The 21034-nt window shown below is 69.6% G+C and carries 22 protein-coding genes; 11 read left to right on the top strand and 11 right to left on the bottom strand.

Annotation, left to right across the window (positions count from 1 at the left end; all coding sequences use genetic code 11):
* Positions 1-63: 63 nt before the first annotated feature.
* Complete coding sequence (locus ACWPKK_RS15720) at positions 64-1536, top strand: aldehyde dehydrogenase family protein (RefSeq protein ID WP_452005799.1); 1473 nt, start codon at positions 64-66, stop codon at positions 1534-1536.
* Positions 1537-1576: 40 nt separating this feature from the next.
* Positions 1577-2038, top strand: a complete 462-nt coding sequence (locus ACWPKK_RS15715) for a DUF4126 domain-containing protein (protein ID WP_452005796.1) — start codon at positions 1577-1579, stop codon at positions 2036-2038.
* 228 nt (positions 2039-2266) lie between these two features.
* On the opposite strand, the gene ACWPKK_RS15710 is transcribed toward ACWPKK_RS15715, so the two are convergent.
* Positions 2267-3448 (bottom strand): acetyl-CoA C-acyltransferase family protein, encoded by a 1182-nt coding sequence (locus ACWPKK_RS15710; RefSeq protein ID WP_452005793.1) that lies wholly within the window; start codon positions 3446-3448, stop codon positions 2267-2269.
* Between the two features lie 32 nt (positions 3449-3480).
* Complete coding sequence (locus tag ACWPKK_RS15705; protein WP_452005790.1) at positions 3481-4296, bottom strand: enoyl-CoA hydratase/isomerase family protein; 816 nt, start codon at positions 4294-4296, stop codon at positions 3481-3483.
* 280 nt (positions 4297-4576) lie between these two features.
* Between ACWPKK_RS15705 and ACWPKK_RS15700 the strand changes: the two genes are divergently transcribed.
* From ACWPKK_RS15700 to ACWPKK_RS15690, 3 genes are all read left to right on the top strand, one after another.
* Positions 4577-5824 (top strand): MFS transporter, encoded by a 1248-nt coding sequence (locus tag ACWPKK_RS15700; protein WP_452005787.1) that lies wholly within the window; start codon positions 4577-4579, stop codon positions 5822-5824.
* A 111-nt stretch (positions 5825-5935) separates the two neighbouring features.
* The gene (locus tag ACWPKK_RS15695; RefSeq protein ID WP_452005785.1) at positions 5936-6532 is read left to right on the top strand and encodes a sigma-70 family RNA polymerase sigma factor; all 597 of its coding nucleotides are present in this window, start codon (positions 5936-5938) and stop codon (positions 6530-6532) included.
* A 24-nt stretch (positions 6533-6556) separates the two neighbouring features.
* Positions 6557-7237 (top strand): ChrR family anti-sigma-E factor, encoded by a 681-nt coding sequence (locus ACWPKK_RS15690; protein WP_452005782.1) that lies wholly within the window; start codon positions 6557-6559, stop codon positions 7235-7237.
* Between the two features lie 15 nt (positions 7238-7252).
* Here ACWPKK_RS15690 and ACWPKK_RS15685 read toward each other — a convergent pair whose 3' ends face one another.
* A complete protein-coding gene (locus ACWPKK_RS15685) occupies positions 7253-7534 on the bottom strand; it encodes a GNAT family N-acetyltransferase (protein WP_452005780.1) in 282 nt (93 codons plus the stop codon).
* A 54-nt stretch (positions 7535-7588) separates the two neighbouring features.
* Complete coding sequence (locus ACWPKK_RS15680) at positions 7589-8374, bottom strand: SDR family oxidoreductase (RefSeq protein WP_452005777.1); 786 nt, start codon at positions 8372-8374, stop codon at positions 7589-7591.
* A 317-nt stretch (positions 8375-8691) separates the two neighbouring features.
* Here ACWPKK_RS15680 and ACWPKK_RS15675 point away from each other — a divergent pair, with 317 nt between their 5' ends.
* Together ACWPKK_RS15675 and ACWPKK_RS15670 are read left to right on the top strand one after the other, a co-directional pair.
* The gene (locus ACWPKK_RS15675; protein WP_324865204.1) at positions 8692-8886 is read left to right on the top strand and encodes a hypothetical protein; all 195 of its coding nucleotides are present in this window, start codon (positions 8692-8694) and stop codon (positions 8884-8886) included.
* A 191-nt stretch (positions 8887-9077) separates the two neighbouring features.
* Complete coding sequence (locus ACWPKK_RS15670; RefSeq protein ID WP_452005773.1) at positions 9078-9425, top strand: hypothetical protein; 348 nt, start codon at positions 9078-9080, stop codon at positions 9423-9425.
* Between the two features lie 24 nt (positions 9426-9449).
* Here the strand turns inward: ACWPKK_RS15670 and ACWPKK_RS15665 are convergent, their stop codons facing one another.
* From ACWPKK_RS15665 to ACWPKK_RS15635, 7 genes are read right to left on the bottom strand one after another with little or no spacing between them, the layout of a single operon-like run.
* On the bottom strand, positions 9450-10283 hold the full coding sequence (locus ACWPKK_RS15665; RefSeq protein ID WP_452005770.1) for a quinoprotein dehydrogenase-associated SoxYZ-like carrier: 834 nt from the start codon (positions 10281-10283) through the stop codon (positions 9450-9452).
* A gap of 26 nt (positions 10284-10309) precedes the next feature.
* On the bottom strand, positions 10310-11224 hold the full coding sequence (locus ACWPKK_RS15660) for a quinoprotein relay system zinc metallohydrolase 2 (RefSeq protein WP_452005768.1): 915 nt from the start codon (positions 11222-11224) through the stop codon (positions 10310-10312).
* Entirely contained in the window at positions 11209-12294 is a 1086-nt protein-coding gene (locus ACWPKK_RS15655) for a hydantoinase/oxoprolinase family protein (RefSeq protein ID WP_452005765.1), read from the bottom strand. Before ACWPKK_RS15655 ends, ACWPKK_RS15660 begins: the two co-directional genes overlap by 16 nt.
* Positions 12272-13156, bottom strand: a complete 885-nt coding sequence (locus tag ACWPKK_RS15650; RefSeq protein WP_452005763.1) for a triphosphoribosyl-dephospho-CoA synthase — start codon at positions 13154-13156, stop codon at positions 12272-12274. The genes ACWPKK_RS15655 and ACWPKK_RS15650 overlap by 23 nt, the downstream gene beginning before the upstream one ends.
* 5 nt (positions 13157-13161) lie before the next feature.
* Complete coding sequence (gene mch, locus ACWPKK_RS15645; RefSeq protein WP_452005760.1) at positions 13162-14127, bottom strand: methenyltetrahydromethanopterin cyclohydrolase; 966 nt, start codon at positions 14125-14127, stop codon at positions 13162-13164.
* Positions 14127-15032 carry an NAD(P)-dependent methylenetetrahydromethanopterin dehydrogenase gene (locus ACWPKK_RS15640; RefSeq protein WP_452005757.1) on the bottom strand — a complete coding sequence of 302 codons (906 nt, stop codon included), beginning with the start codon at positions 15030-15032 and terminating at the stop codon, positions 14127-14129. The genes mch and ACWPKK_RS15640 overlap by 1 nt, the downstream gene beginning before the upstream one ends.
* 32 nt (positions 15033-15064) lie before the next feature.
* Entirely contained in the window at positions 15065-16081 is a 1017-nt protein-coding gene (locus ACWPKK_RS15635; RefSeq protein WP_452005754.1) for a beta-ribofuranosylaminobenzene 5'-phosphate synthase family protein, read from the bottom strand.
* Between the two features lie 340 nt (positions 16082-16421).
* On the opposite strand from ACWPKK_RS15635, the gene ACWPKK_RS15630 reads away from it, so the two are divergent.
* Genes ACWPKK_RS15630 through ACWPKK_RS15615 form a run of 4 tightly spaced genes read left to right on the top strand, consistent with a single transcriptional unit; the run spans position 16422 to position 21014 of the window.
* A complete protein-coding gene (locus ACWPKK_RS15630) occupies positions 16422-17690 on the top strand; it encodes a formylmethanofuran dehydrogenase (protein WP_452005751.1) in 1269 nt (422 codons plus the stop codon).
* Entirely contained in the window at positions 17684-19351 is a 1668-nt protein-coding gene (locus tag ACWPKK_RS15625) for a formylmethanofuran dehydrogenase subunit A (protein WP_452005748.1), read from the top strand. The genes ACWPKK_RS15630 and ACWPKK_RS15625 overlap by 7 nt, the downstream gene beginning before the upstream one ends.
* Positions 19351-20262: a formylmethanofuran--tetrahydromethanopterin N-formyltransferase gene (gene fhcD, locus ACWPKK_RS15620; protein WP_452005745.1), complete on the top strand. Its 912-nt coding sequence runs from the start codon at positions 19351-19353 to the stop codon at positions 20260-20262. Before ACWPKK_RS15625 ends, fhcD begins: the two co-directional genes overlap by 1 nt.
* Entirely contained in the window at positions 20259-21014 is a 756-nt protein-coding gene (locus ACWPKK_RS15615; RefSeq protein ID WP_452005742.1) for a formylmethanofuran dehydrogenase subunit C, read from the top strand. Before fhcD ends, ACWPKK_RS15615 begins: the two co-directional genes overlap by 4 nt.
* The last annotated feature ends 20 nt before the right edge of the window (positions 21015-21034 follow it).

Genomic DNA, 21034 nt, shown 5'->3' with positions numbered 1-21034 from the left:
CCGCTTGCCAAACGCTCCTGCGTTGCCGACTTCTATCGTGACGGTTACGAAGCTAAGTCGGAAATGGATCACAACAACATCCCCACCTCTACAGTCGTAACCCCTTGGGCCTATGAGGTGATTAGGCCATCACCGGAAGTCCGGGAGCGATGGTCCGCCGCCGATATTTCATCGCGACTTGCGGTCATTCACGGACTTCGCCGCAGGATCGCGGCGAATGCCGAGGACCTCGTGCAGGCATTGGCGACGCGTCCCGGCCGGAGGGCGGCGGAGAGTGTGAGCGCCGAAATCCTGCCGCTGGCCGAAGCCTGCCGCTTTCTGGAGCGCGAGGCCGCCCGGCTGCTGGCGCCGCGGCGGCTGGGGCGGCGCGGCCGGCCGGTCTGGCTGTTCGGCGTGGAGGCGGAGGTGCGGCGGGAGCCCTTCGGCACGGTGCTGATCGTCGGGCCGTCCAACTACCCGCTGCTGCTGCCGGGGGTGCAGGCGGTGCAGGCGCTCGCCGCCGGCAATGCCGTGCTGGTCAAGCCGGCGCCGGGATGCCGCGCACCGATGGACCTGCTGGCTCGCTGGCTGGATGAATGCGGCCTGCCCGATGGCCTGTTCCGGGTGCTCGATGAGTCCGCCGATGCGGTGGGCGATGCCATCGAGGCCGGGGTCGACAAGCTGGTCCTGACGGGATCGGCCGGCACCGGCCGGGCGGTGGCGGAACGGCTCGCCCGCCATCTGGTGTTTTCGACCATGGAGCTGTCGGGCAACGACGCCGTCTTCGTGCTGCCGGGCGCCGATGTGGAGGAAGTCGCCCGCGCCCTGGTCTTCGGCCTGCGGCTCAACGGCTCCGCCACCTGCATCGCGCCGCGGCGGGTCTTCGTGCCGCGCGAACTGGCGGCGGGGCTTGAGAAGGCGGTGGGGCGCCATGCCGCCTCTATCCCGCCGGCCCCGGTTCCGGCACCGACCATGTGCCGGCTCGCCGTTCTCGCGCGGGACGCGGTGGCGCAAGGTGCCCGCGTGCTTACCGGGCTGCCGGAAAAGGATGGGCCGGAGATGGCACCCCTGGTGCTGGCCGATGCGCGGCCGGAGATGGCGCTGCTGCGCGAGGAGCTGTTCGCCCCCGTCCTGTCGCTGGTCCCCGTGCGCGACATGGAGGAGGCGCTGGCTGGCGCGGCGCTCAGCCCCTACGCGCTGGGGGCCTCGGTCTTCGGACCGGGGGCGGAGGCGCGGGCTCTGGCCCGCCGGATTGATGCCGGAACGGTGACGATCAACGACCTGATCGTGCCCACCGCCGACCCGCGCCTGCCCTTCGGCGGACGCCATGCCAGCGGCTGGGGCGTCACCCGCGGGGCGGAAGGGCTGCTGGAGATGACGCAGGTGAAGGCCGTCTGCGTCCGCACCGGGCGGCAGCGCCCGCATTTCGACCCGCCGCGCGACGGCGACGAGGCGCTGATGCTGGCGGCTCTGCGTCTGCTCCATGGCGGACCCGGCACCCGCGCCGGTGCCATGCGGCGGCTGGTCCAGGCGGTGCGCCGACGCCTTAAGTCATAATGCTCGATCCATAATGACAACCTGATGGACCGCCCTGCCGATGCTTACCCTGATCCTCGCCTTTCTGATCGGCGCCGTCGCCGGTTCGCGCACCTTGCTCGCCCCGGCTGCGGTCAGCTGGGCCGCCTATGCCGGCTGGCTGAACGTGTCCGGCAGCTGGCTGTTCTTCCTGGGGCACCCGGTGTCGCCCTGGGTCTTTACCGCGATGGCGCTGGTAGAGCTGATCGTCGACAAGCTGCCCACCACCCCCAGCCGCAAGCTGCCCTTTCCCTTCGCCAGCCGCATCGCCGGCGGGGCCATAGCGGGTGCCGCCATCGGGGCCGATGCGGGATTCTGGATCGGCGGGCTGGTGGCGGGGGGCGTCGGGGCGGTTGCCGGAACGCTGCTCGGCTATGCGGCCCGGATGCGCATGGCCGCCGCCTTCGGCCGCGACCGCCCTGCCGCCCTGCTGGAGGATGCCGTAGCGCTGGCCGCCGCCGTCCTGATCGTGGCGGCGGCCTGAGGTGCAGAGAGGTTGCCGCACTTGGCGCGGAAGGCGACGACGGTCCGTCTCTTAAGCCCTTCTCCCCTTGCGGGAGAAGGGTTGGGATGAGGGGTGTAGACGGCCAAAGGCCGGTGGAAGTTTGGTTTGCGCCCCCTCACCCCAACCCCTCTCCCGCAAGGGGAGAGGGGCTACTTCAGCGAACCAGGCCCATATGCAAATGTGCAAACCAGACGCCCAAGCGCCCCTTTACACCCGCTCGAACACCGCGGCGATGCCCTGACCGCCGCCGATGCACATGGTCACCAGGGCATAGCGGCCACCGATGCGGTGCAGTTCGTGAATGGCCTTGACCGTGATGATGGCGCCGGTCGCCCCCACAGGATGGCCGAGCGAGATGCCGGAGCCGTTCGGGTTCACCTTGGCCGGGTCGAAATCCAGTTCGCGGATCACGGCGCAGGCCTGGGCGGCGAAGGCCTCATTCGATTCGATCACGTCCATGTCGGCGACCGACAGGCCGGTGCGCTCCAGCACCTTGCGGGTCGCCGGGACCGGGCCGATGCCCATGTAGTCGGGCTCGACGCCGGCATGGGCGTAGCCGACCAGACGGGCCAGCGGCTTCAGCCCCAGGGCCTGGGCGCGGCGGGCGTCGGCCAGCACCACGGCGGCGGCGCCGTCATTGAGACCGGAGGCGTTGCCGGCGGTGACCGACCCGTCCTTCTTGAAGACCGGCTTCATCTTCGCCAAGCCCTCCGCGGTCACGTCGCCGCGGACATGCTCGTCGGTGTCGAAGACGATGGTGCCCTTGCGCGACGGGATTTCGACCGGGACGATCTGGTCCTTGAAGCGGCCCTCGGCGATGGCGCGGGCGGCGCGGCGCTGGCTTTCCGCCGCCAAGGCGTCCTGCGCCTCGCGGTCGATGCCGTAGCGGGCGGCGACGTTCTCGGCGGTGACGCCCATGTGAATCTTCTGCCAGGGGTCGTGCAGGATGCCGTTCATGTAGTCGACCAGCGCCCCGTCGCCGAGACGGGTGCCCCAGCGGGCGCTGGGAACGAAATAGGGGCCGCGGCTCATCGATTCCGCACCGCCGCCGATGGCGACCTCGCAGTCGCCGAGCGCGATCGCCTGCGCCGCCGACACGATGGCCTGCAGGCCCGAGCCGCAGAGCCGGTTGACGTTGAAGGCCGGCACCTCGATCGGAATGCCGGCGTCGATGGCGGCGACGCGGCTGAGATAGGCGTCGTTGGTATCGGTCGGGATGACGTTGCCCATCACCACATGGCCGATGGCGTCCGCCGCTGCGCCGGAGCGCTCCAGCGCCGCCTTGACGGCGACGGTGGCGAGTTGGGTCAGCGGCACATCCTTCAGCGTGCCGCCGAAACCGCCGATGGCGGTGCGGGCGGCGCCGACGATGACGATGTCGTTCTGCATGGTTGAGTCCACTTCTCGGGCGGAGGGGAAGGTCAGCGGCCGGTGAAGTCCGGCCGGCGCTTGGCGGTGAAGGCGGCGATGCCCTCGCGGAAATCGACGGTGGCGGCGGTGGCGAGGAAGCGGTCGCGCTCGGCGTCCAGTTGCCCATCCAGCGTTTGGGTAAAGGACTGCCGCATCAGGTGGCGGATGCCGGCATAGGACAGGGTCGGCCCGGCGGCGAGCCGTTCGGCCAGCTTTGCCGTCTCCGCCGCCAGATCGGCGGCCGGCACCACCCGGTTGACCAGCCCGATGCGCAGGGCCTCCGCGGCGTCGATCACGTCGGACAGCATCGCCAGCTCCATGGCACGGCGCAGCCCGACCAGACGCGGCAGATGGAAGCTGCCCGACCCGTCCGGCGTGGCGCCGATGCGGGCATAGGCCATGGTGAACTTGGCGTCGTCGGCGGCGATGCAGAGGTCGGCTGCGGTGGCGAGGCTCATGCCCGCGCCCGCCACGGGTCCGTGCACCGAGGCCAGCACCGGCACGTCCAGTTGGTCGAGGATGCGCACCGCCTCGTGCAGGTGGGCGATGATGGCGCCGGCCACCGCGGGGGCGGCGGCGGGATCGTCGTTGAAGCGGCCGACATCGCCGCCGGCCATGAAGCCGCGGCCGTTGCCGGCGATGACCAGCACGCGCGTTGCTCCCTGCCCGCCTTTATCCGCCCCTTCATCCGCCACGGAACGGCAGGCGTCCAGCAGGGCGGCGGCGGTAGGCTCGTCCAGCGCGTTCAGCACGGCAGGGCGGTTCAGCCGGATCCAGGACACGGCCCCCTCTCGGGTGAGAAGGACCGGCGGGGCGGTGTCGGACATGATGGCGTCTCCCCGAACATCAACTTGATGCGAAATCTACCTGCAGGAAGGTATGTTACCGGACGGTATGTCCTGTCAACGGTCCGGTTGCCCCAATGGTAAGCCGCGCATCACGGGGGCGGACCAAATCCGGGACTTGGCTGTTGGACATCAGGCCAAGGCACGGCTGAAAAGGCACGAGCCCCTTCCCGGAACAGCAGAGTGGAGTCCCGTCATGCATCATCGCCTCCTGACCGGTTTACCGGCCACCAAGCGCTGACGGCGGACGGGGAGATACGGCATGCCATCGGTTGCGCGCTCGGTCGCCTCGCTTCTGCTCGGCGTGGCTTTCCTGATGCTGGGGAACGGCGCCCTGTCCACCCTGATCGGGCTGCGGCTGTCGGCGACGGAGTCCGGCCCGACCGCGGTCGGGCTGATCACGGCGGCCTTCTATGCCGGGCTGACGCTGGGATCGCTCTATGCCCACCGCGTCATCACCCGCGTCGGCCATATCCGGTCCTTCTCCGCCTTCGCCTCCATCGTCTCGGTGGCGGCGCTGGCGCATGCGCTGTTCGTCGACGTGCCGCTCTGGGCCCTGCTGCGGCTGGCGCAGGGCTTCTGCATGGCCGGCCTCTACATGTGCATCGAAAGCTGGCTGAACGGCACCGCGACGAACGAAAGCCGCGGGCAGATGCTGTCGGCCTACATGGTGACGCTGTACGGCGCTTCGGGCATCGGGCAGCAGCTGTTGCGGCTGGACGACGAGGCCGGGGTCCGAATCTTCATGATCGTGTCGATCCTGCTGTCGCTGGCGCTGGTGCCGGTGGCCCTGACGCGGACCACGCCGCCGCAACTGCCGAACGTCTCGTCCTTCGGCGTCCGGCGGCTTTATGAAAGTTCGCCGCTGGGGGTGGCCGGCGTCTTCATCAGCGGGGCGATCACCGGATCGATCTATGGACTGGCCCCGGTGTTCGGCGCGGCGTCCAGCTTCGGGGTGTCGGGAACGGCGCTGTTCATGTCGGCGCTGATCCTGGGCGGCATGGCCCTGCAATGGCCGCTCGGCCGGCTGTCGGACCGGTTCGACCGGCGCACCGTGATCATCGGCCTGTCGGCCGCTCTGTCGCTGACCAGCTTCGGCATGATCGCCGCCGCCGGGCTGGACCAGCCGCTGGCCCTGATGCTGGTTGCACCGCTGTTCGGCGGCCTGTCCTTCACGCTCTATCCGATCTGCCTTGCCCACACCAACGACCATGTGCGGCGGGAGGATCTGGTGTCGGCCAGCGGCGGCCTGATCCTCGCCAACTCCATCGGCGCCATCATCGGACCGCCGCTGGCATCGGCGATGATGTCCGCCGGCGGGCCGGAGGGGCTGTTCGCCTTCATCACCGGCAGCGCGCTCTGTGCCACGCTGTATGGCCTGTGGCGCACCCGCGTCCGTCCGCCCCTGCCGGCCGAGGCGCAGGCCGCCTTCCGCCCCCTGCCCCAGACCACGCCGACGGTCGGTCCTCTGGACCCGCTCGGCCCCCTGAAGCCGCCGCTTCCGCAATAAAATCACGCACCCGTTCGCCGACTGTTCGCCCTACCGGCAATCTTACGCAATGGAAGCCATCAAGGAGTTCGGGGTAAGCTGCCGGCCGGTGGAATGCTGTCTGGTGGTTGCATGCCGTTTTCCGAGAGGCCGTCGCCGCAGGACGCGGTGCCGCAGAGCCCGGCCGACGACAGGTTCGGGGAGCTGGTCCGGTCGGTCGCGCAGCAGCGCGACCGCGCGGCCTTCGCCGCCCTGTTCCGCCAGTTCGCCCCCCGCATCCTGCAATATTGCCAGAAGCTCGGTGCCGACCGCGGTGCGGCGGAGGAGCTGGTCCAGGACGTCATGCTGACCGTGTGGCTGAAGGCCGACAGCTATGATCCGGCCCAGGCATCGGTCGGCACCTGGATCTTCACCATCGCCCGCAACCGCCGCATCGACCGCCTGCGCAAGGAGACGCGCCCGGCCCCCGACATGGACGATCCGGTGATGACGCCCGCGTCCCAGGCAACGCCGGAGGAGGCCGCACAGCTGGCGCAGGGCAGCCGGCAGCTGCACGGCGCGATCGAAACACTGGCGCCCAACCAATCCGAGGTGCTGCGGCGTTCGTATTTCCTTGAACAAACCCATGAGGAGATCGCCGAGGAGACCGACGTTCCTCTTGGGACGGTGAAGACAAGGCTGCGCCTGGCACTCGGCCACCTGAAGCGCAGCATGAAGGACACAGCATGAAGGACACAGCATGAGGGGCCGGGCGTGACGTTCCCCCACCATCATCCGGACGACCAGCTTCTGATCGGCTATGCCAGCGGACAGGAGCGGGTGGGCAAGTCGCTGCTGGTGGCGACGCACCTCGCCTATTGTCCCGACTGCCGCCGGCGCGTCGCGGCCTTCGAGGCTCTGTGCGGCAGCTGGTTCGAGGAACTGCCCGGCGAGGCTGCCACCGATCTGGACGGGCTGCTCGACCGGATGGACGGGCTGCTGGCCGCTCCGCCGGCATCGGCGGATATGGCGCCGCCGCGCGTGTCCGACGTTGCCGGGCCACCAGCTGGCCGGCTGGTGCCGGAACCGCTGCGCAGCTGGCTGCCGGAGGCGATCGACAGCCCGGTGGATTGCGGGTCCTGGACGGAACTGTCGCCCGGCGTCTGGCTGTCGGCGTGGCAACGGACGCTGTCCGGCACGAACATCTGCCTGCTGCGGATGGCGCACAACGCGCCGGTTCCGGCGCACCGGCACACGGCCGACGAACTCCTCCTTGTGCTGCGCGGCGCCTTCAGCGACGAATACGGCCACTATGAACTGGGCGATGTCGCCCAGTATGTCGCCGACACCGACCATCATGCCCGCGGGGCCAGCGAGGAGGACTGCATCTGCCTGTTCCTGCTGGACGGCGATCTGATCTTCCTCGACGGCGAGGAGGAACGGCGGGCGGGCTGACCGCCCGGCCTCCCCCTACTCCACGAGGTCGGCGTAGTCGGGATGGCGCTTGATGTAGCCATCGATGAAGGAGCAGAGCGGCAGCGCCTTCTTTCCCTGTGCGCGGACATCCTCCAGGGCGCCCTTGGCCAGTGCCGAGCCCACGCCCTTGCCGGACATGCTTTCCGGCACGTGGGTATGGGTGAAGACGATCTTGCCGTCCCGCAGCTCGTACTCCGCCACCGCGGTGGCGCCGTCGACGGTCAGCTCGTACCGGTTGAGCTGTTCATTGTTCCGCACGGTTTCAGTCACGCTCATGGGGGTCCCGCCTTTTCCTGACTGGTTGTTTGATGACCAACGAATGCCGCAACCTCAGCCGACCATCAAGGATTCCGCCCCGTCGATCCAGACCGGCGTGCCGCTGATGTGCCTGGCCCGGTCGGACGCCAGGAACAGGGCGAGTTCCGCCACGTCGAAACTGTCGCCGGATTTCCCGTCGGTCAGGGGCACCTTGCCCTCGGGATACTCGATCGGAACCCGCAGGGATTCGAGATTGCGGGATTGGGTGTTGTCGGGGATCTCCGTATCAATGATGCCGGGACAGATGGCGTTGACGCGGATACGGTCCTTCGCCAGTTCCAGCGCCAGCATCTTCACCATCGCCACCTGGGCCGCCTTGGTGCAGGAGTAGGCGGTGGCGCCGGTGTTGCTGAACACCCGCGTGCCGTTGATCGAGGCCGTGACGATCACCGACCCGCCGCCCGCCTTCTTCAGATGCGGAACCGCATGGTGCAGCGTCAGGTAGGTGCCGCGCAGGTTGGTGTTGATGGTCCGGTCCCATTCCTCCGGCGTCAGCTCGTCGATCGCCGCCCAGACGCCGTTGATGCCGGCATTGGCGAAGACGATGTCGATCCGCCCATACTCCGCCGCCAGCCGGCCCACCGCCTGCCGCATCGCCGCGTCGTCGCCGACATCGGCGGTCAGCGCCAGCGCCTTGCCGCCGGCAGCAACGATCTCCTCGGCGGTCTTGCGGATCTCGTCCTCGGTGCGGCTCAGCACCCCGACGCTGGCCCCCGCCCTGGCGAACAGCACTGCGGACGCCTTGCCGATCCCCGACCCGGCACCGGTGACCAGCGCGACCTTCCCCGACAACTCCATGACCTTCGGCTCCAACAAAGACTGAAGAGACGGGAAAGCCAACCGAGCGGCCGGTGGTTCGGTTCCCGTTCTCCGCCCCCGTCATCGGGTCCTGCGGTCCTGCTCAGGACGGAGCTGCGGCGCACACGGAACACGAATGATCGTTGAATCGAGACATTGGGTGCGGTCCCAATGTTCATTCACATGGGGAATGTCATACATCAGATTTCTTGACTCGAACGCCCTGTCTGTTGTGCACTGCAACATAACCATGAAATGAACCCGAACGGCGGAGGTCAAACGGGGTCGCCCGCAACATTCCTGACTCTGGAGATGTCATGATCGAGTTGCTCTTCGTGGTCTGCCTCGTGTCCAGCCCCGACCGCTGCACCGTCGAACGCCCGTCGTTCCAGGAGCCATTCGCCAACGTGATGACCTGTTCACGCACCGGCATGTTCCGGGCCGCCGAATGGGCCGAACAGCACCCGAAATATACAGTCCGTCGCTGGAAGTGCGAACCGCGTCAGGTCTGACCCGACAGACGCGTCTCTTTCCGTACGGCGCCCCCGCCTTCCCAACCCATCCACTCCGAAGGAGGCCCCCCCTCCTTCGGAGTGGACGAGTTCAATCCGTGTCGATGATTGTTATATAGTGAAATCATCGCGGATGGATGGTCGCGGCTCACCGGCTGCGATCCGTGGGCAAGAGGGGGAGAATTCCGGGCATGCCAGTTCGCATCGCGCTTGGTCTCGCGGCAATTTTCCTCGGGACGGCGCTTCCCGCCGCCGCCGGTCCGGCCAACGACTACCCCACGGCGGCGCGGGCCGATTACGTGATCGCCTGCATGGCGGCAAACGGCCAGTCGCACATCATCATGGAAAAATGCGCTTGCAGCATCGACGCCATCGCCGACCGCATCACCTATGACGACTACACAGCCATCGAAACGGTGAAGGTGATGACCGACATGCCGGGCGAGCGAGCGGGGATCTTCCGCAGTTCCGGCTGGGCCAAGGACCTGATGGACCGCTTCCGCCAGGCCCAGGTCGCCGCCGACCGCCAGTGCTTCTGAGGCGCGCCGCTTTGCGGTTCGCCGTCATCCGCCCCCGGCCACCAGCGGCACCGTCTGGGTGAAGGTGACGCCCTTGGTGTCTTGGGCGGTCACCTCCAGACTGCCGCCCTCGACGGGGATGAAGCTGAAGCGCAGGTTCGGATCCTCGCTGATGGAGATGTCGGTGTCCGCCTCCAGAACCGTCTGTCCGCCGATGCGGATGGCGATGGACTGGATGTAATGGGCGGGGATGTAGGTGCGGCTGACCTGATCGAACTGCAGGCCGCTGGCGTTGGGATGACTGATCAGCAGTTGCGCGTTGGCCGCGCTGCCGGGACCGGCCGTCTCCGGCAGCTTGACCTTGATGCGGCCGAGCCGGGCCATGGCCTCCTGCGGGTCCTTCAGGGCCGGGGCCGAACAGCCGCCGGCCGCCTTGACGAAGACGCGCGTCATCAGCAGCCGCCCGTCCTGCGTTTCGCCCACGGCGTGGAGGTTGGTGTATTCGTTGACGCGCACGCGGGTCTCGATGCTGCCGCCGGCGCTGGCCGGGCCATAGCGGAAAGTGGCCGCCAGCGGCACCGGGTTCTTGTCGACCAGCAGCGACAGCGACTTCAGGCGAAGAGAGGGATCGACCTCCACCCGCACCGGCACCAGCGCCGCGTCGTGGGCGCGCGCCGGGGCGTCGATCCGCATCCGGTCGCCGGCCTCCTCGACCGGACGGTCCTTGAAGTACATGTCGCGCAGCAGGTCCCAGCGCGCGGCATCCTCCGCCGCGTCGGTGGCGGCGAGCGCCGGCATGGACAGCATCATCAGGAACCCCGCCGCCAGCGCCATCGGCAGCGCCATCTCCTGCGGCTTCCGCATCGGATATCCGGTCATCGCTTCCTCCCTCCCGTATTGCGCTCCTATTCCCATTCCAGCTCGGCGAAGGTCGCCGTCACGTTGCGCGGATTGTACACATCGAACAACAGCCAGCGGTCCCGTTCATCCTCCGCCACATGCGCGACGGCCTCCTGGATGCTGCCGCCGGCCTTCAGCACCCGCCGCACCCCCTGCACCAGCGTGGTCAGGTAGCGCCGCTCGGGATCCAGCACGCCGGGCCAATCGACGGCGGCAGGGCCGTGTCCGGGAACGGCGCGCACCGCCGGAATGCGCTCCAGCGCGTCGAGCACCCGCAGCCAGCCCACCGCACTGCCGTCCACCGCCGGCAGATGGTCGAGAAACAGCAGGTCGCCGGTGAACAGCGTCCCGGTCTGCCGGTCGAAGACGGTCAGGTCGTTGTTGGTGTGCGCCGTCGGATGGGCGGTCAGGACGATGACACGGTCGCCGAGGTCGATCCGCACCTCCTCCCCCACCGGCCGGTCCACCCGCACCGGCGCGATCCCGGCCGCGGCCTCGGCGCCCAGTTCGTCGGCCAGCCGGCGCTGGTAGACCTCCATGCGGGCGGCCAGCGCGTCCCGCAGGTTGGCGTGTCCGACGACAGGAATCCCCTCGAAGGCGGCGTTGCCGAACACATGGTCGGGATGCATGTGGGTGTTGATGACCACGACCGGCGGCTTGTCGGTGCGGGCTGCGATGGTCTCGCGCAGGCGGCGGCCCAGTTCCGGCGTGCCGCCGGTATCGATCACCGCCACGCCGTTGCCGCCCACGACGAAGCCGATGTTGGCGGTGTCGCCCCGGTTGTCCGGCGCGGGTTCGGCGATGGCACCCTGATGGACGAAGATGCCGGGCGCGACCTCCGTCACCGCGAGCGGTTCCGACCATGCGGGTGCCGCGGTGGCGACGGACAGTATGGCGGCAAGGATCAGGCGGATGCCCATGCCACCCTCCCCCGCCGGGTTCCGTCCGGCGCCCGGCCGAGCGCGTTCAACAGGGCCACGGCGACCGCAGGTGCGCAGTCCGCGGCGATGGACCGCCAGCATTCCGGCAGGGTGGCCGCCTCCATCAGGAAGCGGTAGGGGCGACCGGTACGCGCGGCTACACGCTCCACCAGGAAACGGCCGACCCCGGCCCCGACCAGGGGCGCTTCGTCCGGCACCGCGCCGCGCGAGGCGACCTGGGCCAGCCCGTCCTCGATCCTGCGGACCTGATGGTCGATGAAATGGTTGGCGAGCCGGCGCCATGTCGCGTCGCCGCCGTTCGCCGGATCGCCGGAATCGGCCCCGACCATGCGGGCAAGGCGCCGGGCGCTGGCCTCCAGTCCCTTGTCGCGGCCATCGGCGGTCGGATGGAGGTCGGCCCCCTCCGGCAGGGTGCCGGCAAGCCGGTGGGCATCGGCCATGGTGGCGAAATACTCCGCCATCACGCCGCGCCAGACGCCGTTGACGGGAGCCTGCGGGGCGACCGCCATGATGGGGGTGCGGACGACACCGGTGTAGAGCAGTTCGCCCGTCTCCATCCGTGCCGCGTCGGTGTAGCCCGCATTAAGGACGCAGCCGGCGGCGAAGGGTACGATGTCTGTGGTGGTGCTGCCGATATCGACGAGGATACCCTCCGGCAGCGCCAGGGCGGCCAGCGCCGCCGTGGCATGCCAGTTGGCCGAGGCGACCTCCGTCACCCGATGGCGGGCATCGGCAGCGGGCAGGAAGCCGGCCGGGCCGGCGAACACCTCCAGCGGCACTCCAGGCAGTCCGGCGGCCAGCACATCAAGGATCCGCCCAACCCCATCGGCACGGTCGGCGAAAAGATCGACCAGTTCCCCGGTCATGGTGACCGCCACATCCGACAGCGGCCGATGGAGTTCCGCGACCTCCGCCAGCGCCCCCTCCAGCCGGTCGAGCCCCTGCCACAGCGGACAGGGAACCTGCACCACGTCGATCAGCTCGCCATCGGAGAGCCATGCGGCCTTCAGGTGCGCGCCGCCGACATCAAGGCCGAGGGTGAACGTCATTCCTGTCATCCTTTGCTTCCTGTTCCCTTTGCTCCAGCCAATGGGCGAAGAGGCTGGCGACGGTGAGGTCGGCGGAGGTGCCGGGGTTGATGCCCTGCCATTTCAGCCTGGCATCGAAGGCAAACAGATGGTCATGCCGGACGGCATCCGATTTTTCCGCCACCAGCTGCCGGCGCACTTCCTGTGCTTCCGTCATCAGTGCCGCCGCCACCGTCTCCCCCTGCTTGCGCAGGACGTGGCTGTCGGGGAAGGCGGTCAGGAATTCCAGATAGACCGCTTCGGCGATCGGCACGGGATCCTTGCCGGCATCCTTGCCATCCAGCGCCCGCGCACGGACGACGCCGATCTCGAAGACGTCGCGGAAGCCATCGGCATATTGGGCGGCGATGCGGTCGCGCGACCGTGCCGCGGCCATGGCGGTGCGCAGATCCACTGTCGCGGGACCGGCGACGTCATGCTCCGCCGCGCGGCCCAGCCCGCCGGGTGCGGCAAGGCGGATCGCCTCATAGGCGGCGTCGGCGTCCTCCACGCTCAGCTCCTCCAGCACGGCGCAAACCCTGTCGCGGAGCGGACGGGACGGCGGCATCTCCGCGGCGCGGGCCAGCGGGGCGGCCAGAAGCAGGATGCCGAGATTTGTGTTGCAGTTCACCGCCGCCCGCGTCGCCCGCACCGCCCGCAGGATCCGCTCCCCCACCGACGCGCCCAGCCGTGCGATCTCCGGCGCCGCGACCTCCGCCGACAGGAGGAAGTCCGCCACCGTCATGCCATGGCCGGCGGCGTGCACATGGACGTTCCCGGGCTTCAGCGCCATCACCTCCGCCCGGCAGACGGCCATGAACAGCTCCGCGACGCGGGGACCCATCCCCGTCACCCCCCGAAGGATTGGTCGAGCATGCCGGACGCAAGACGCCCGCCATGGAAGCTGCGGCCGGAGTCCAGCGCCGTCACCACCGCGCGGGCCGGAGCGAACAGCAGAGGGTCGATGGCGTAGAAGTCCTTGTTCACCGCCGCGAACACCTCGGCGAAGGGCCGCCCATAGTCGCGCGATTCCGTGCTCGGCAGCCGCTGCGCCAGATCGGCGGCGGCATCGTCGGGGCCGGTGACGAAAAGCTGGACAGTGCCGCCGAACAGAATGGCGTCGTTGGTCCGACCCATCGCCTCGACGAAGCCCTTGCCCGGCGGCGGCAGCGGCGCTACGCCGATGCCGTCGACGACATCGTGCAGCGGAAAGCCCAGCGCATGCACCTTGTGAAGGGCGACCTCCAGCACGCGGGCGACGATCTGGACGGTACCGGCGAGGCTCGCCGTCGGCGTCAGAACAAGCGTCAGCCGCTCCGGCGCCACCCCGCAATCGGCGGCGATCCGTTCCACCAGCGGGACCGGCGGGACGGTGCCGCTTTCCAGAACCAGAACCGCATGGTCGCCGCTGTCGCCGTAGCCCAGTTCGTCGAACAGCGTCTCCTTTCGGGCCATGGCGCGTCCGGGACCGGAGCCCAGCGCGAAAAAGGACCCGGCCTCTTCCTTATGCGAGAGGCTCCACCCGGCATACTGGCTGCCCAGGCAGGCGAGCACCGGGTCGGTGCTGTGCACCGCCACCTGGAAGGGCCAGCGGTCTGACTGGGTGTCGGCCTGCAGCGTCACCCGGCCAAGGCCGCCCATGCACAGCTCGGCGATGCGGCGTCCGGCCTCCAGCCCGCCGGGCCGGGCGATCCCGCCATCGACGACCGTCGCACCGGCGACCCGGTCGATGCCGATCCGCAATTGTGCCGCATCGGCGACCAGTGCGGCGGCGAGCGGAGCGGCGAGGGCCGACAGGCTGGGGCGATCCTGCATTATGATGCCTTTCCGGCGATGGTCCGCGCCGCGGCCATGGCGTCCTGAAAATCGAAGGCGACGGCGGTGCCGCCGGTCTGCATCCGCTCCAGCAGATGGTGCTGGACCTTGAACTTGACGTTGCCGATGGCGAGCGCGCCGATGCCGACCGCCCCGGATGCGGTCGCCAAGGCAACCCCGTCGTCCTGTACGCCGACACCCTCCACACCGGCCGGCGGCACGGCGTTGATGTCGGCGGCCACGCGCAGCCGCTTGGCCGCCCGCAGATCCTCGGCGGACAGCACGGTGATGCCCGCCTTGCCGCAGGCGAGCACGACCTCCGCCCGCTCCAGAAGCTCCGCCTTGCCGGCGCTCGCCGTGTCGGCGCAGGACAGCGTCACGCCATAGCGGCGCCCGAACTCCTCCGCCTTGCCCTGCACCGCCGAAACGCCGCGGTGGCTGACCAGGGTGACATTGCCGCCGGCCTGCGCGGCGATCAGGCCGGCGATGCCGCCGACCACGCCCGTCGCGCCATAAACCTGGACATCCAGCCCGGTGAGGCCGTCCAGCCCGGCCCGGCGCAGGGCACGCTCCACCACCGCGACCATGGCGGCGGCGGTGGTGAAGGCGCCGGAGGGGTCGGCGAAGACCGAGATCTGGAAGGGCGGGAACATCGCCTTGCGGGCCATGTCCAGCATGTCCAGCGCCATCGCCGCATCGCGCCCGCCGATGAACAGGCCGGTCCGCGCCGCATTCTTCGGGTCGCGGGAGAACATGGCGTCCTGCGTCAGGGCCTCGACCTGCCCAGTCTCGATCCCCGTATAGGGGACCACCGTGTCGATGCCGGCGTCCACCGCCATGTTGACGTCGAACGGGCTGACATTCGCCAGCGGCGTGATCATGTGCAGCACGTAAGGGGCGCTCATGCCTGCCTCCCTGTCAGTTGTTCACCGGCCGCCTATTCACCAGCCGCCCGCCGGACCGCAGGCATGAAGCCCGTCCCGGCGTTCACGTTCTCCACCGTCGCGCCGACGTTCCGCCCGCGACAGACCATGACCTCCAGCGGCGACCCGGCCCAGCGCTCGCGCATCCCGCCGGCCAGCCGCTCCGCCGACGCGGCATCGCCGACGATGGCGAAGCAGGTCGGCCCCCAGGAGCTTTGGCCGACGCCGGCGATCCCCTGCGCCTCCAGCCATGCCAGGACCTCCGCGACCAGCGGGCTGGTGAAGCGTCCGCCCTGGGCCGGGGCGAAATGGTCGCCGACCGTGCGCTGAAGCTCGCCCACGGCCCGGCCGAAAGCCTCCACGTCGCGCTCCGCCAAGGCAGGGAGTGCGACCATCAGCATCAGCCGGCACAGATGGGCCGCGGCATCCGGCGGAAAGGGCGGCAGGCGCCGGAAGGCTTCCGCCTCCGGCGCGCCGTGCAGCCCGTGCCCGCCGCGGTGGAGCAGCAGCAGGATGCGCCAGTCGTCGGGAAACTCGGCCCGCGCGATCAGCGGGGGCGCCGCATCCAGCCCGCCCCGGCCGCCGTCCAGCAGCACCCCGCCCTGCTCGAAGGCCGCCAGTCCTATGCCCGACCGCGCCCCCCGCTCCAGCGCGCGGGCCAGATCGCGGGCGGCGGTGCGGCGCCCCTCCAGGCAAACGAGCGCCGCCGCGACGGCAAGGTCCGTCTGGGTGCCGGAACCGAGCCCGACATGGGCCGGGATCGCCTCCTCCACCGTTACGGCGACCATGTCGGAAAGCCCGGCCTCGCGGCCCAGCCGTTCTATGCTGCGGCGGACACGGTCGGCGGACGGGCCGTCGACGGTCAGCCGGTCGGCCGGACGGATGCGCAGGGTGATCGCCGGCCGGTCGATGGCGATGCCCAGGCTGCCGAAGCGGCGCCCCAGCCCGCCATTGAGGTCGACGAAGCCGGCATGCAGGCGCGCGGGCGCATGGACCCGCACCTCCCCTATCCGATTGCGCTGGTGGCTCATCTGCATTCCCTTTGCGCGGGTCCCGGCACAATGTTAGCGTTACGAACAAAATTGTCCGTAGCGCGAACGAGTATCTGCGCGCAGTAACCCGAATGGGGTGCGGATTTCCGGGGAGGAAACTGGTCATGAACGGACCGAACGGCATGTCCGTGGCCGATCATGTCCAAGCATCAGGCGTTCCGTATCGGGGCCGATGCTTGGACGGTTGCCGGCGAAGACGACTGCTCATCTGAAATCCACCGCATAGACCGCCGGCAATAGTTCCTGCGGCCTATGCGGCCGACTGCGCATCCGGGTTCATTCTCCGCGGTTCAATCTCCGCTCAGGCGATTGGGGGGCCATGACCTTCCACCCCGACATCCTCTGTCCGTTCTGCGGCCTGGGATGCGGCGACATCGGGATCGACCAGGACGATTCCGGCATCGCCCCCCGGCCCTGCGGCTGTACGCAGGCCGACCGGCTGTTCCGAAGGCCGATGGCGGTGGCGACGGATGCCCGCATGGCCGGCACCCCCGTCCCCGTGGATCAGGCCGTCGCCGAGGCGGCGCGGCTGCTGGGCGCCGCCCGTGCGCCGCTGATCGCCGGGCTGGCCGCCGATGTCGAGGGCGTGCTCGCCGCATTGACGCTCGCCGCGCGCATCGGGGCGACGGTCGACCATGAGCGCTCCGACGCCCTGTTCCGCAATCTTGCGGTTCTCCGGCGCTTCGGCTGGTCGGTCACCACCCTGGCGGAGCTGCGCAACCGCTGCGATCTCGTCCTCGTCGTCGGGCCGGACCCGGCCGCCGCCTTCCCGCGCCTGTGGGAACGCTGGGTTGCGCCGTCACCGGCCTTCGTCCCCGGCGGCGGCAGGAGCGTCGTCTTCCTGGGCGGGGAGCCGCTGCCCGAGACCGTGCAGTGCCTTGCCGGCCAGATCGAAACGCAGGGGATGGAGACCGACCAGCCGCCCGACCTCGCCACCCTGGTTACGAGACTGAGGACGGCACTGGCAGGCCGGACGGCGTCGAACGATGCCCGGATGGCGGAACTGGCGGCACGGCTGCGGGCCGCGCGCTATGCCGTGGTGGTGTGGGCGGCGGGGCTGTTCGAGGCACCTCAGCCGGACCTGATCGTCGAAGCGCTGGTCCGGCTGATCCGCACGGTGGACGGCACGACGCGCTGCGCCGGCCTGCCGCTGTCCGGCGCCGACAACCTGGTCGGCGCCAACCAAGCCTGCACATGGCGCACCGGCTTTCCTTTGCGCACCGGCTTCGAGGCGGGCGCGCCGTCACACGACCCCGACAGGTTCGACTGGCGGACGCGCCTGCGCGATGCCGACGTGACGCTGTGGATTTCCGCCTTTCGGCCCGAAGTGCCGGAGTTCGGCACCAGCGGCAGCGTCATCATGCTGGCGCCGCCGGAGACGGCCATCACGCCCGAACCGGCGCTGTTCATCCCGGTGGGAACGCCGGGCATCGACCATGCCGGCGACGTGTTTCGCGCCGACAGCGTGGTGGCGCTGCATGCGGGCGCGCTGATCGACCGGGGCCTGCCCAGCGTCGCCGACGTGATCGGCCGGATGCTGGTGGCGCTGGAGCAATCCGCCGAAACTCAGGAGGCTGCCGGATGCTGACGAAGCTTGCCGGCGGACGGCTGTTCGACCCGGCCAACGGCCGGCATGGCGAGGTCGCGGACCTCTGGCTGCGCGACGACCGCATCACCGCCGATCCGGGACCGGGCGCCACGCCCGACGCCACCTACGACCTGACCGGCAAGGTGGTGATGGCCGGCGCCATCGACATCCACAGCCACATCGCCGGCGGCAAGGTCAACCTCGCCCGCCTGCTGATGGGGGAGGAGCACGAACACCACCGCTTCGCCGGCAGTCCCTGCGGCTGCGGCGGGGGAAGCGGGCTCGCCACCCCATCCACCCATACGACCGGCGCCCGCTATATCGAGATGGGGTTCACCGCCGCCTTCGAGCCGGCGATGCTGGGCTCCAACGCGCGGCATGCGCATATGGAGATGGGCGACATCCCCTATATCGACACCGGCGGCTATCTGGTGCTGGGCAGCGACGATTTCCTGCTCGACCTGATCGCCACCAATGCCGGGCAGGCCGCGATCAACGACTATGTCGCCTGGATGCTGACGGCGACCCAGAGCCTTGCGGTCAAGGTGGTCAACCCCGGCGGAATCAACGCCTTCAAGTTCAACGCCCGCACCCTCGATCTGGACGAGCCCGGACCCTATTACGGCGTCACCCCGCGCAGCGTCCTGACCGTGCTGGCCCGCGCGGTGTACGAACTGGGACTGCCCCATCCGCTGCATGTCCATGGCTGCAACCTGGGCGTTCCCGGCAATGTCGCGACGACGCTGGACACCATCCAGGCGGCGTTGGGCCTGCCGATGCACATGACGCACATACAATTCCACAGCTACGACACTGAGGGCGACCGCAAATTCTCCTCCGGCGCCGCGGCGCTGGCGGAAGCGGTGAACCGGACCCCAACCCTGTCGGTGGACATCGGGCAGGTGATGTTCGGGCAGACGGTGACCGCGTCGGCCGACACCATGGCGCAGCGCCACACCGCGCCGCTGGCCCATCCGCGCAAATGGCTGGCGATGGACATCGAATGCGACGCCGGCTGCGGCGTGGTCCCCTTCCGCTACCGCGACAATTCCTATGTCAACGCGCTGCAATGGGCGATCGGGCTGGAGCTGTTCCTGCTGCTGGACGATCCTTGGCGGGTGTTCCTGACCACCGACCACCCCAACGGCGCGCCATTCACCTTTTATCCGGAGCTGATCCGGCTGCTGATGGACCGCGATTACCGGCTGGCGAAGCTGGCGGAAATCCACCCCGACGCGCCGGCCCACACCACGCTGGGTTCGATCACCCGCGAATACACGCTGGCGGAGATCGCCGTCATGACCCGTGCGGCCCCCTCCCGCATCCTGGGGCTTGCCGACCGCGGCCATCTGGCGCCGGGGGCCTCGGCCGACGTCACCGTCTACACCGACCGGCCCGACCGCCGCGCCATGTTCGAACGGCCCGACCTCGTCTTCAAGAGCGGCCGGCTGGTGGTGCGCGACGGGACGCTGGTGGCGATGGCGCAGGGCTGCACCCATGTCGTCCGTCCCGGCTTCGACGATCTGATCGAGCGCCGCATCGCCCGCCATTTCGACGAGCGCCTCGGTCTGCCGATCAAGCATTTCCGCATCCGCGACGAGGAGATCCGCCACGGCGCCGGCCCCCTCCTCCACCCCTGCCGGCGGCGGGAGGTGCCGTGATGGCGGAGATGCAGATCAACGGCGTGCGCATCGAGGACACCTTCGCCGAAGCCTTTCCGATGACCTTCACGCGGCTGGTCGTCACCGCCGACACGCCCGCCTGGGTGGATGCGGCAACCTCCAGCCTGACCGGTTTCGCCACCTCGGTCATCGGCTGCGGCTGCGAGGCGGCGGTGGAACGGTTGCTGACGCCGGAGGAGACGCCGGACAGCCGGCCGGGCGCCGCGGTGATGATCTTCGGCATGTCGACCGGCGACCTCGCCAAGCATGTCGTCAACCGGGTCGGGCAATGCGTCATGACCTCGCCGGGCTCGGCCTGCTATGCCGGGCTGTTCGAGGGCGCAAAGCGCATTCCGCTCGGCGGCGGCCTGCGCTATTTCGGCGACGGGCATCAGATCTCCAAGAAGTTCGGCGACCGCCGCTTCTGGCGCCTGCCGGTGATGGATGGGGAGTTCGTCTGCGAGGACAGCGTCGCCGTCGCGAAGGGAATCGGCGGCGGCAATTTCCTGATCCTGGCCGCCAGCCACCGCCAATGCCTTGCAGCGGCGGAAGCGGCAGTGGCGGCGATCCGGCCGCTGCCCGGCATCATCCTGCCCTTCCCCGGCGGGGTGGTGCGCTCGGGCTCCAAGGTAGGGTCGAAATACAAGGCGCTGATCGCCTCCACCAACACGCGCTTCTGCCCGACCCTGCGGGCGGTCGAACCCGAGACGCTGCTTTCCCCCGATGTCGAGGCGGTGCTGGAACTGGTGCTGGACGGCACCGACGAGACCGCCATCCGTGCCGGCATGCGGGCCGGCATCGCCGCAGCCGTTGCCGGCGGGACGGCGGCCGGCGTGCTGGCGATCACCGCAGGGAATTACGGCGGCAAGCTGGGCCCGCATCACTTCCATCTGCACGAGGTGATGGCATGAGCGGCCTGTCCCTGACCTACCGCGGAGACGCCGGCAATACAGTCGACATGTCCGCGCTGCTGCCGGAACGGCTTGCCGGCCTGACGGCGGAGGAGGTTGTCGGACTGCCGCTGCCTTGCGGTGGCGGGTCGGCCCGGCTCGGCGACCTGTTCGATCTGTCGGCCGGCGATGCGGCGGAGGGGCTGCTGATCCGGCCGGGCGCCGCCATCCTGCATCGGGTCGGCGCCGGCATGACGATGGGCCGCATCCTGGTCGCGGGCGACGCCGGCAACCATGCGGGCGCGGGCATGTCCGGCGGCCTGCTACGCATCGAGGGCACGGCCGGCGACAGCCTGGGCGGCGTCCTGCCCGGACTGCCCCTGGGGATGCGCGGCGGGCTGATCAGCGTCGGCGGCGATGCCGGGGACCGGACGGGCGAGCGGATGAGGCGCGGGATCGTCGTCGTCGACGGCCGGGCCGGCGCCTATGCCGCCGCCTTCATGGTCGCAGGCACCCTCGCCATCGGGGGAGGCTGCGGTCCGCATCCGGGCTTCGGCATGCGGCGCGGCACCCTGCTGCTGGGACGGCCGGCGAGTGCGGCGCCCGATGGCTTCGCCGACGGCGGCACGCGGGACTGGCTGTTCCTGCACCTGCTGCGCCGTGCGCTGGAGGGCACCGGAAGCTGGTTCGAGCGCGCGGGCACCACCCGCGCCCATCGCTTCATCGGCGATCTTGCGGAAGGAGGGAGAGGTGAGATTCTGGCCGCTGTCTAGGCGACGCACCGACTTATCGA

Source organism: Azospirillum largimobile, from assembly GCF_977007025.2.
This window is presented reverse-complemented; position numbering and strand designations above follow the sequence as displayed.

Coding starts and splice junctions, on each gene's coding strand:
- ACWPKK_RS15720 (WP_452005799.1), top strand. CDS start 64: ATGGATCACAACAACATCCCCACCTCTACAGTCGTAACCCCTTGGGCC.
- ACWPKK_RS15715 (WP_452005796.1), top strand. CDS start 1,577: ATGCTTACCCTGATCCTCGCCTTTCTGATCGGCGCCGTCGCCGGTTCG.
- ACWPKK_RS15710 (WP_452005793.1), bottom strand. CDS start 3,448: ATGCAGAACGACATCGTCATCGTCGGCGCCGCCCGCACCGCCATCGGC.
- ACWPKK_RS15705 (WP_452005790.1), bottom strand. CDS start 4,296: ATGTCCGACACCGCCCCGCCGGTCCTTCTCACCCGAGAGGGGGCCGTG.
- ACWPKK_RS15700 (WP_452005787.1), top strand. CDS start 4,577: ATGCCATCGGTTGCGCGCTCGGTCGCCTCGCTTCTGCTCGGCGTGGCT.
- ACWPKK_RS15695 (WP_452005785.1), top strand. CDS start 5,936: ATGCCGTTTTCCGAGAGGCCGTCGCCGCAGGACGCGGTGCCGCAGAGC.
- ACWPKK_RS15685 (WP_452005780.1), bottom strand. CDS start 7,534: ATGAGCGTGACTGAAACCGTGCGGAACAATGAACAGCTCAACCGGTAC.
- ACWPKK_RS15680 (WP_452005777.1), bottom strand. CDS start 8,374: ATGGAGTTGTCGGGGAAGGTCGCGCTGGTCACCGGTGCCGGGTCGGGG.
- ACWPKK_RS15675 (WP_324865204.1), top strand. CDS start 8,692: ATGATCGAGTTGCTCTTCGTGGTCTGCCTCGTGTCCAGCCCCGACCGC.
- ACWPKK_RS15670 (WP_452005773.1), top strand. CDS start 9,078: ATGCCAGTTCGCATCGCGCTTGGTCTCGCGGCAATTTTCCTCGGGACG.
- ACWPKK_RS15665 (WP_452005770.1), bottom strand. CDS start 10,283: ATGACCGGATATCCGATGCGGAAGCCGCAGGAGATGGCGCTGCCGATG.
- ACWPKK_RS15660 (WP_452005768.1), bottom strand. CDS start 11,224: ATGGGCATCCGCCTGATCCTTGCCGCCATACTGTCCGTCGCCACCGCG.
- ACWPKK_RS15655 (WP_452005765.1), bottom strand. CDS start 12,294: ATGACGTTCACCCTCGGCCTTGATGTCGGCGGCGCGCACCTGAAGGCC.
- ACWPKK_RS15650 (WP_452005763.1), bottom strand. CDS start 13,156: ATGGGTCCCCGCGTCGCGGAGCTGTTCATGGCCGTCTGCCGGGCGGAG.
- mch (WP_452005760.1), bottom strand. CDS start 14,127: ATGCAGGATCGCCCCAGCCTGTCGGCCCTCGCCGCTCCGCTCGCCGCC.
- ACWPKK_RS15640 (WP_452005757.1), bottom strand. CDS start 15,032: ATGAGCGCCCCTTACGTGCTGCACATGATCACGCCGCTGGCGAATGTC.
- ACWPKK_RS15635 (WP_452005754.1), bottom strand. CDS start 16,081: ATGAGCCACCAGCGCAATCGGATAGGGGAGGTGCGGGTCCATGCGCCC.
- ACWPKK_RS15630 (WP_452005751.1), top strand. CDS start 16,422: ATGACCTTCCACCCCGACATCCTCTGTCCGTTCTGCGGCCTGGGATGC.
- ACWPKK_RS15625 (WP_452005748.1), top strand. CDS start 17,684: ATGCTGACGAAGCTTGCCGGCGGACGGCTGTTCGACCCGGCCAACGGC.
- fhcD (WP_452005745.1), top strand. CDS start 19,351: ATGGCGGAGATGCAGATCAACGGCGTGCGCATCGAGGACACCTTCGCC.
- ACWPKK_RS15615 (WP_452005742.1), top strand. CDS start 20,259: ATGAGCGGCCTGTCCCTGACCTACCGCGGAGACGCCGGCAATACAGTC.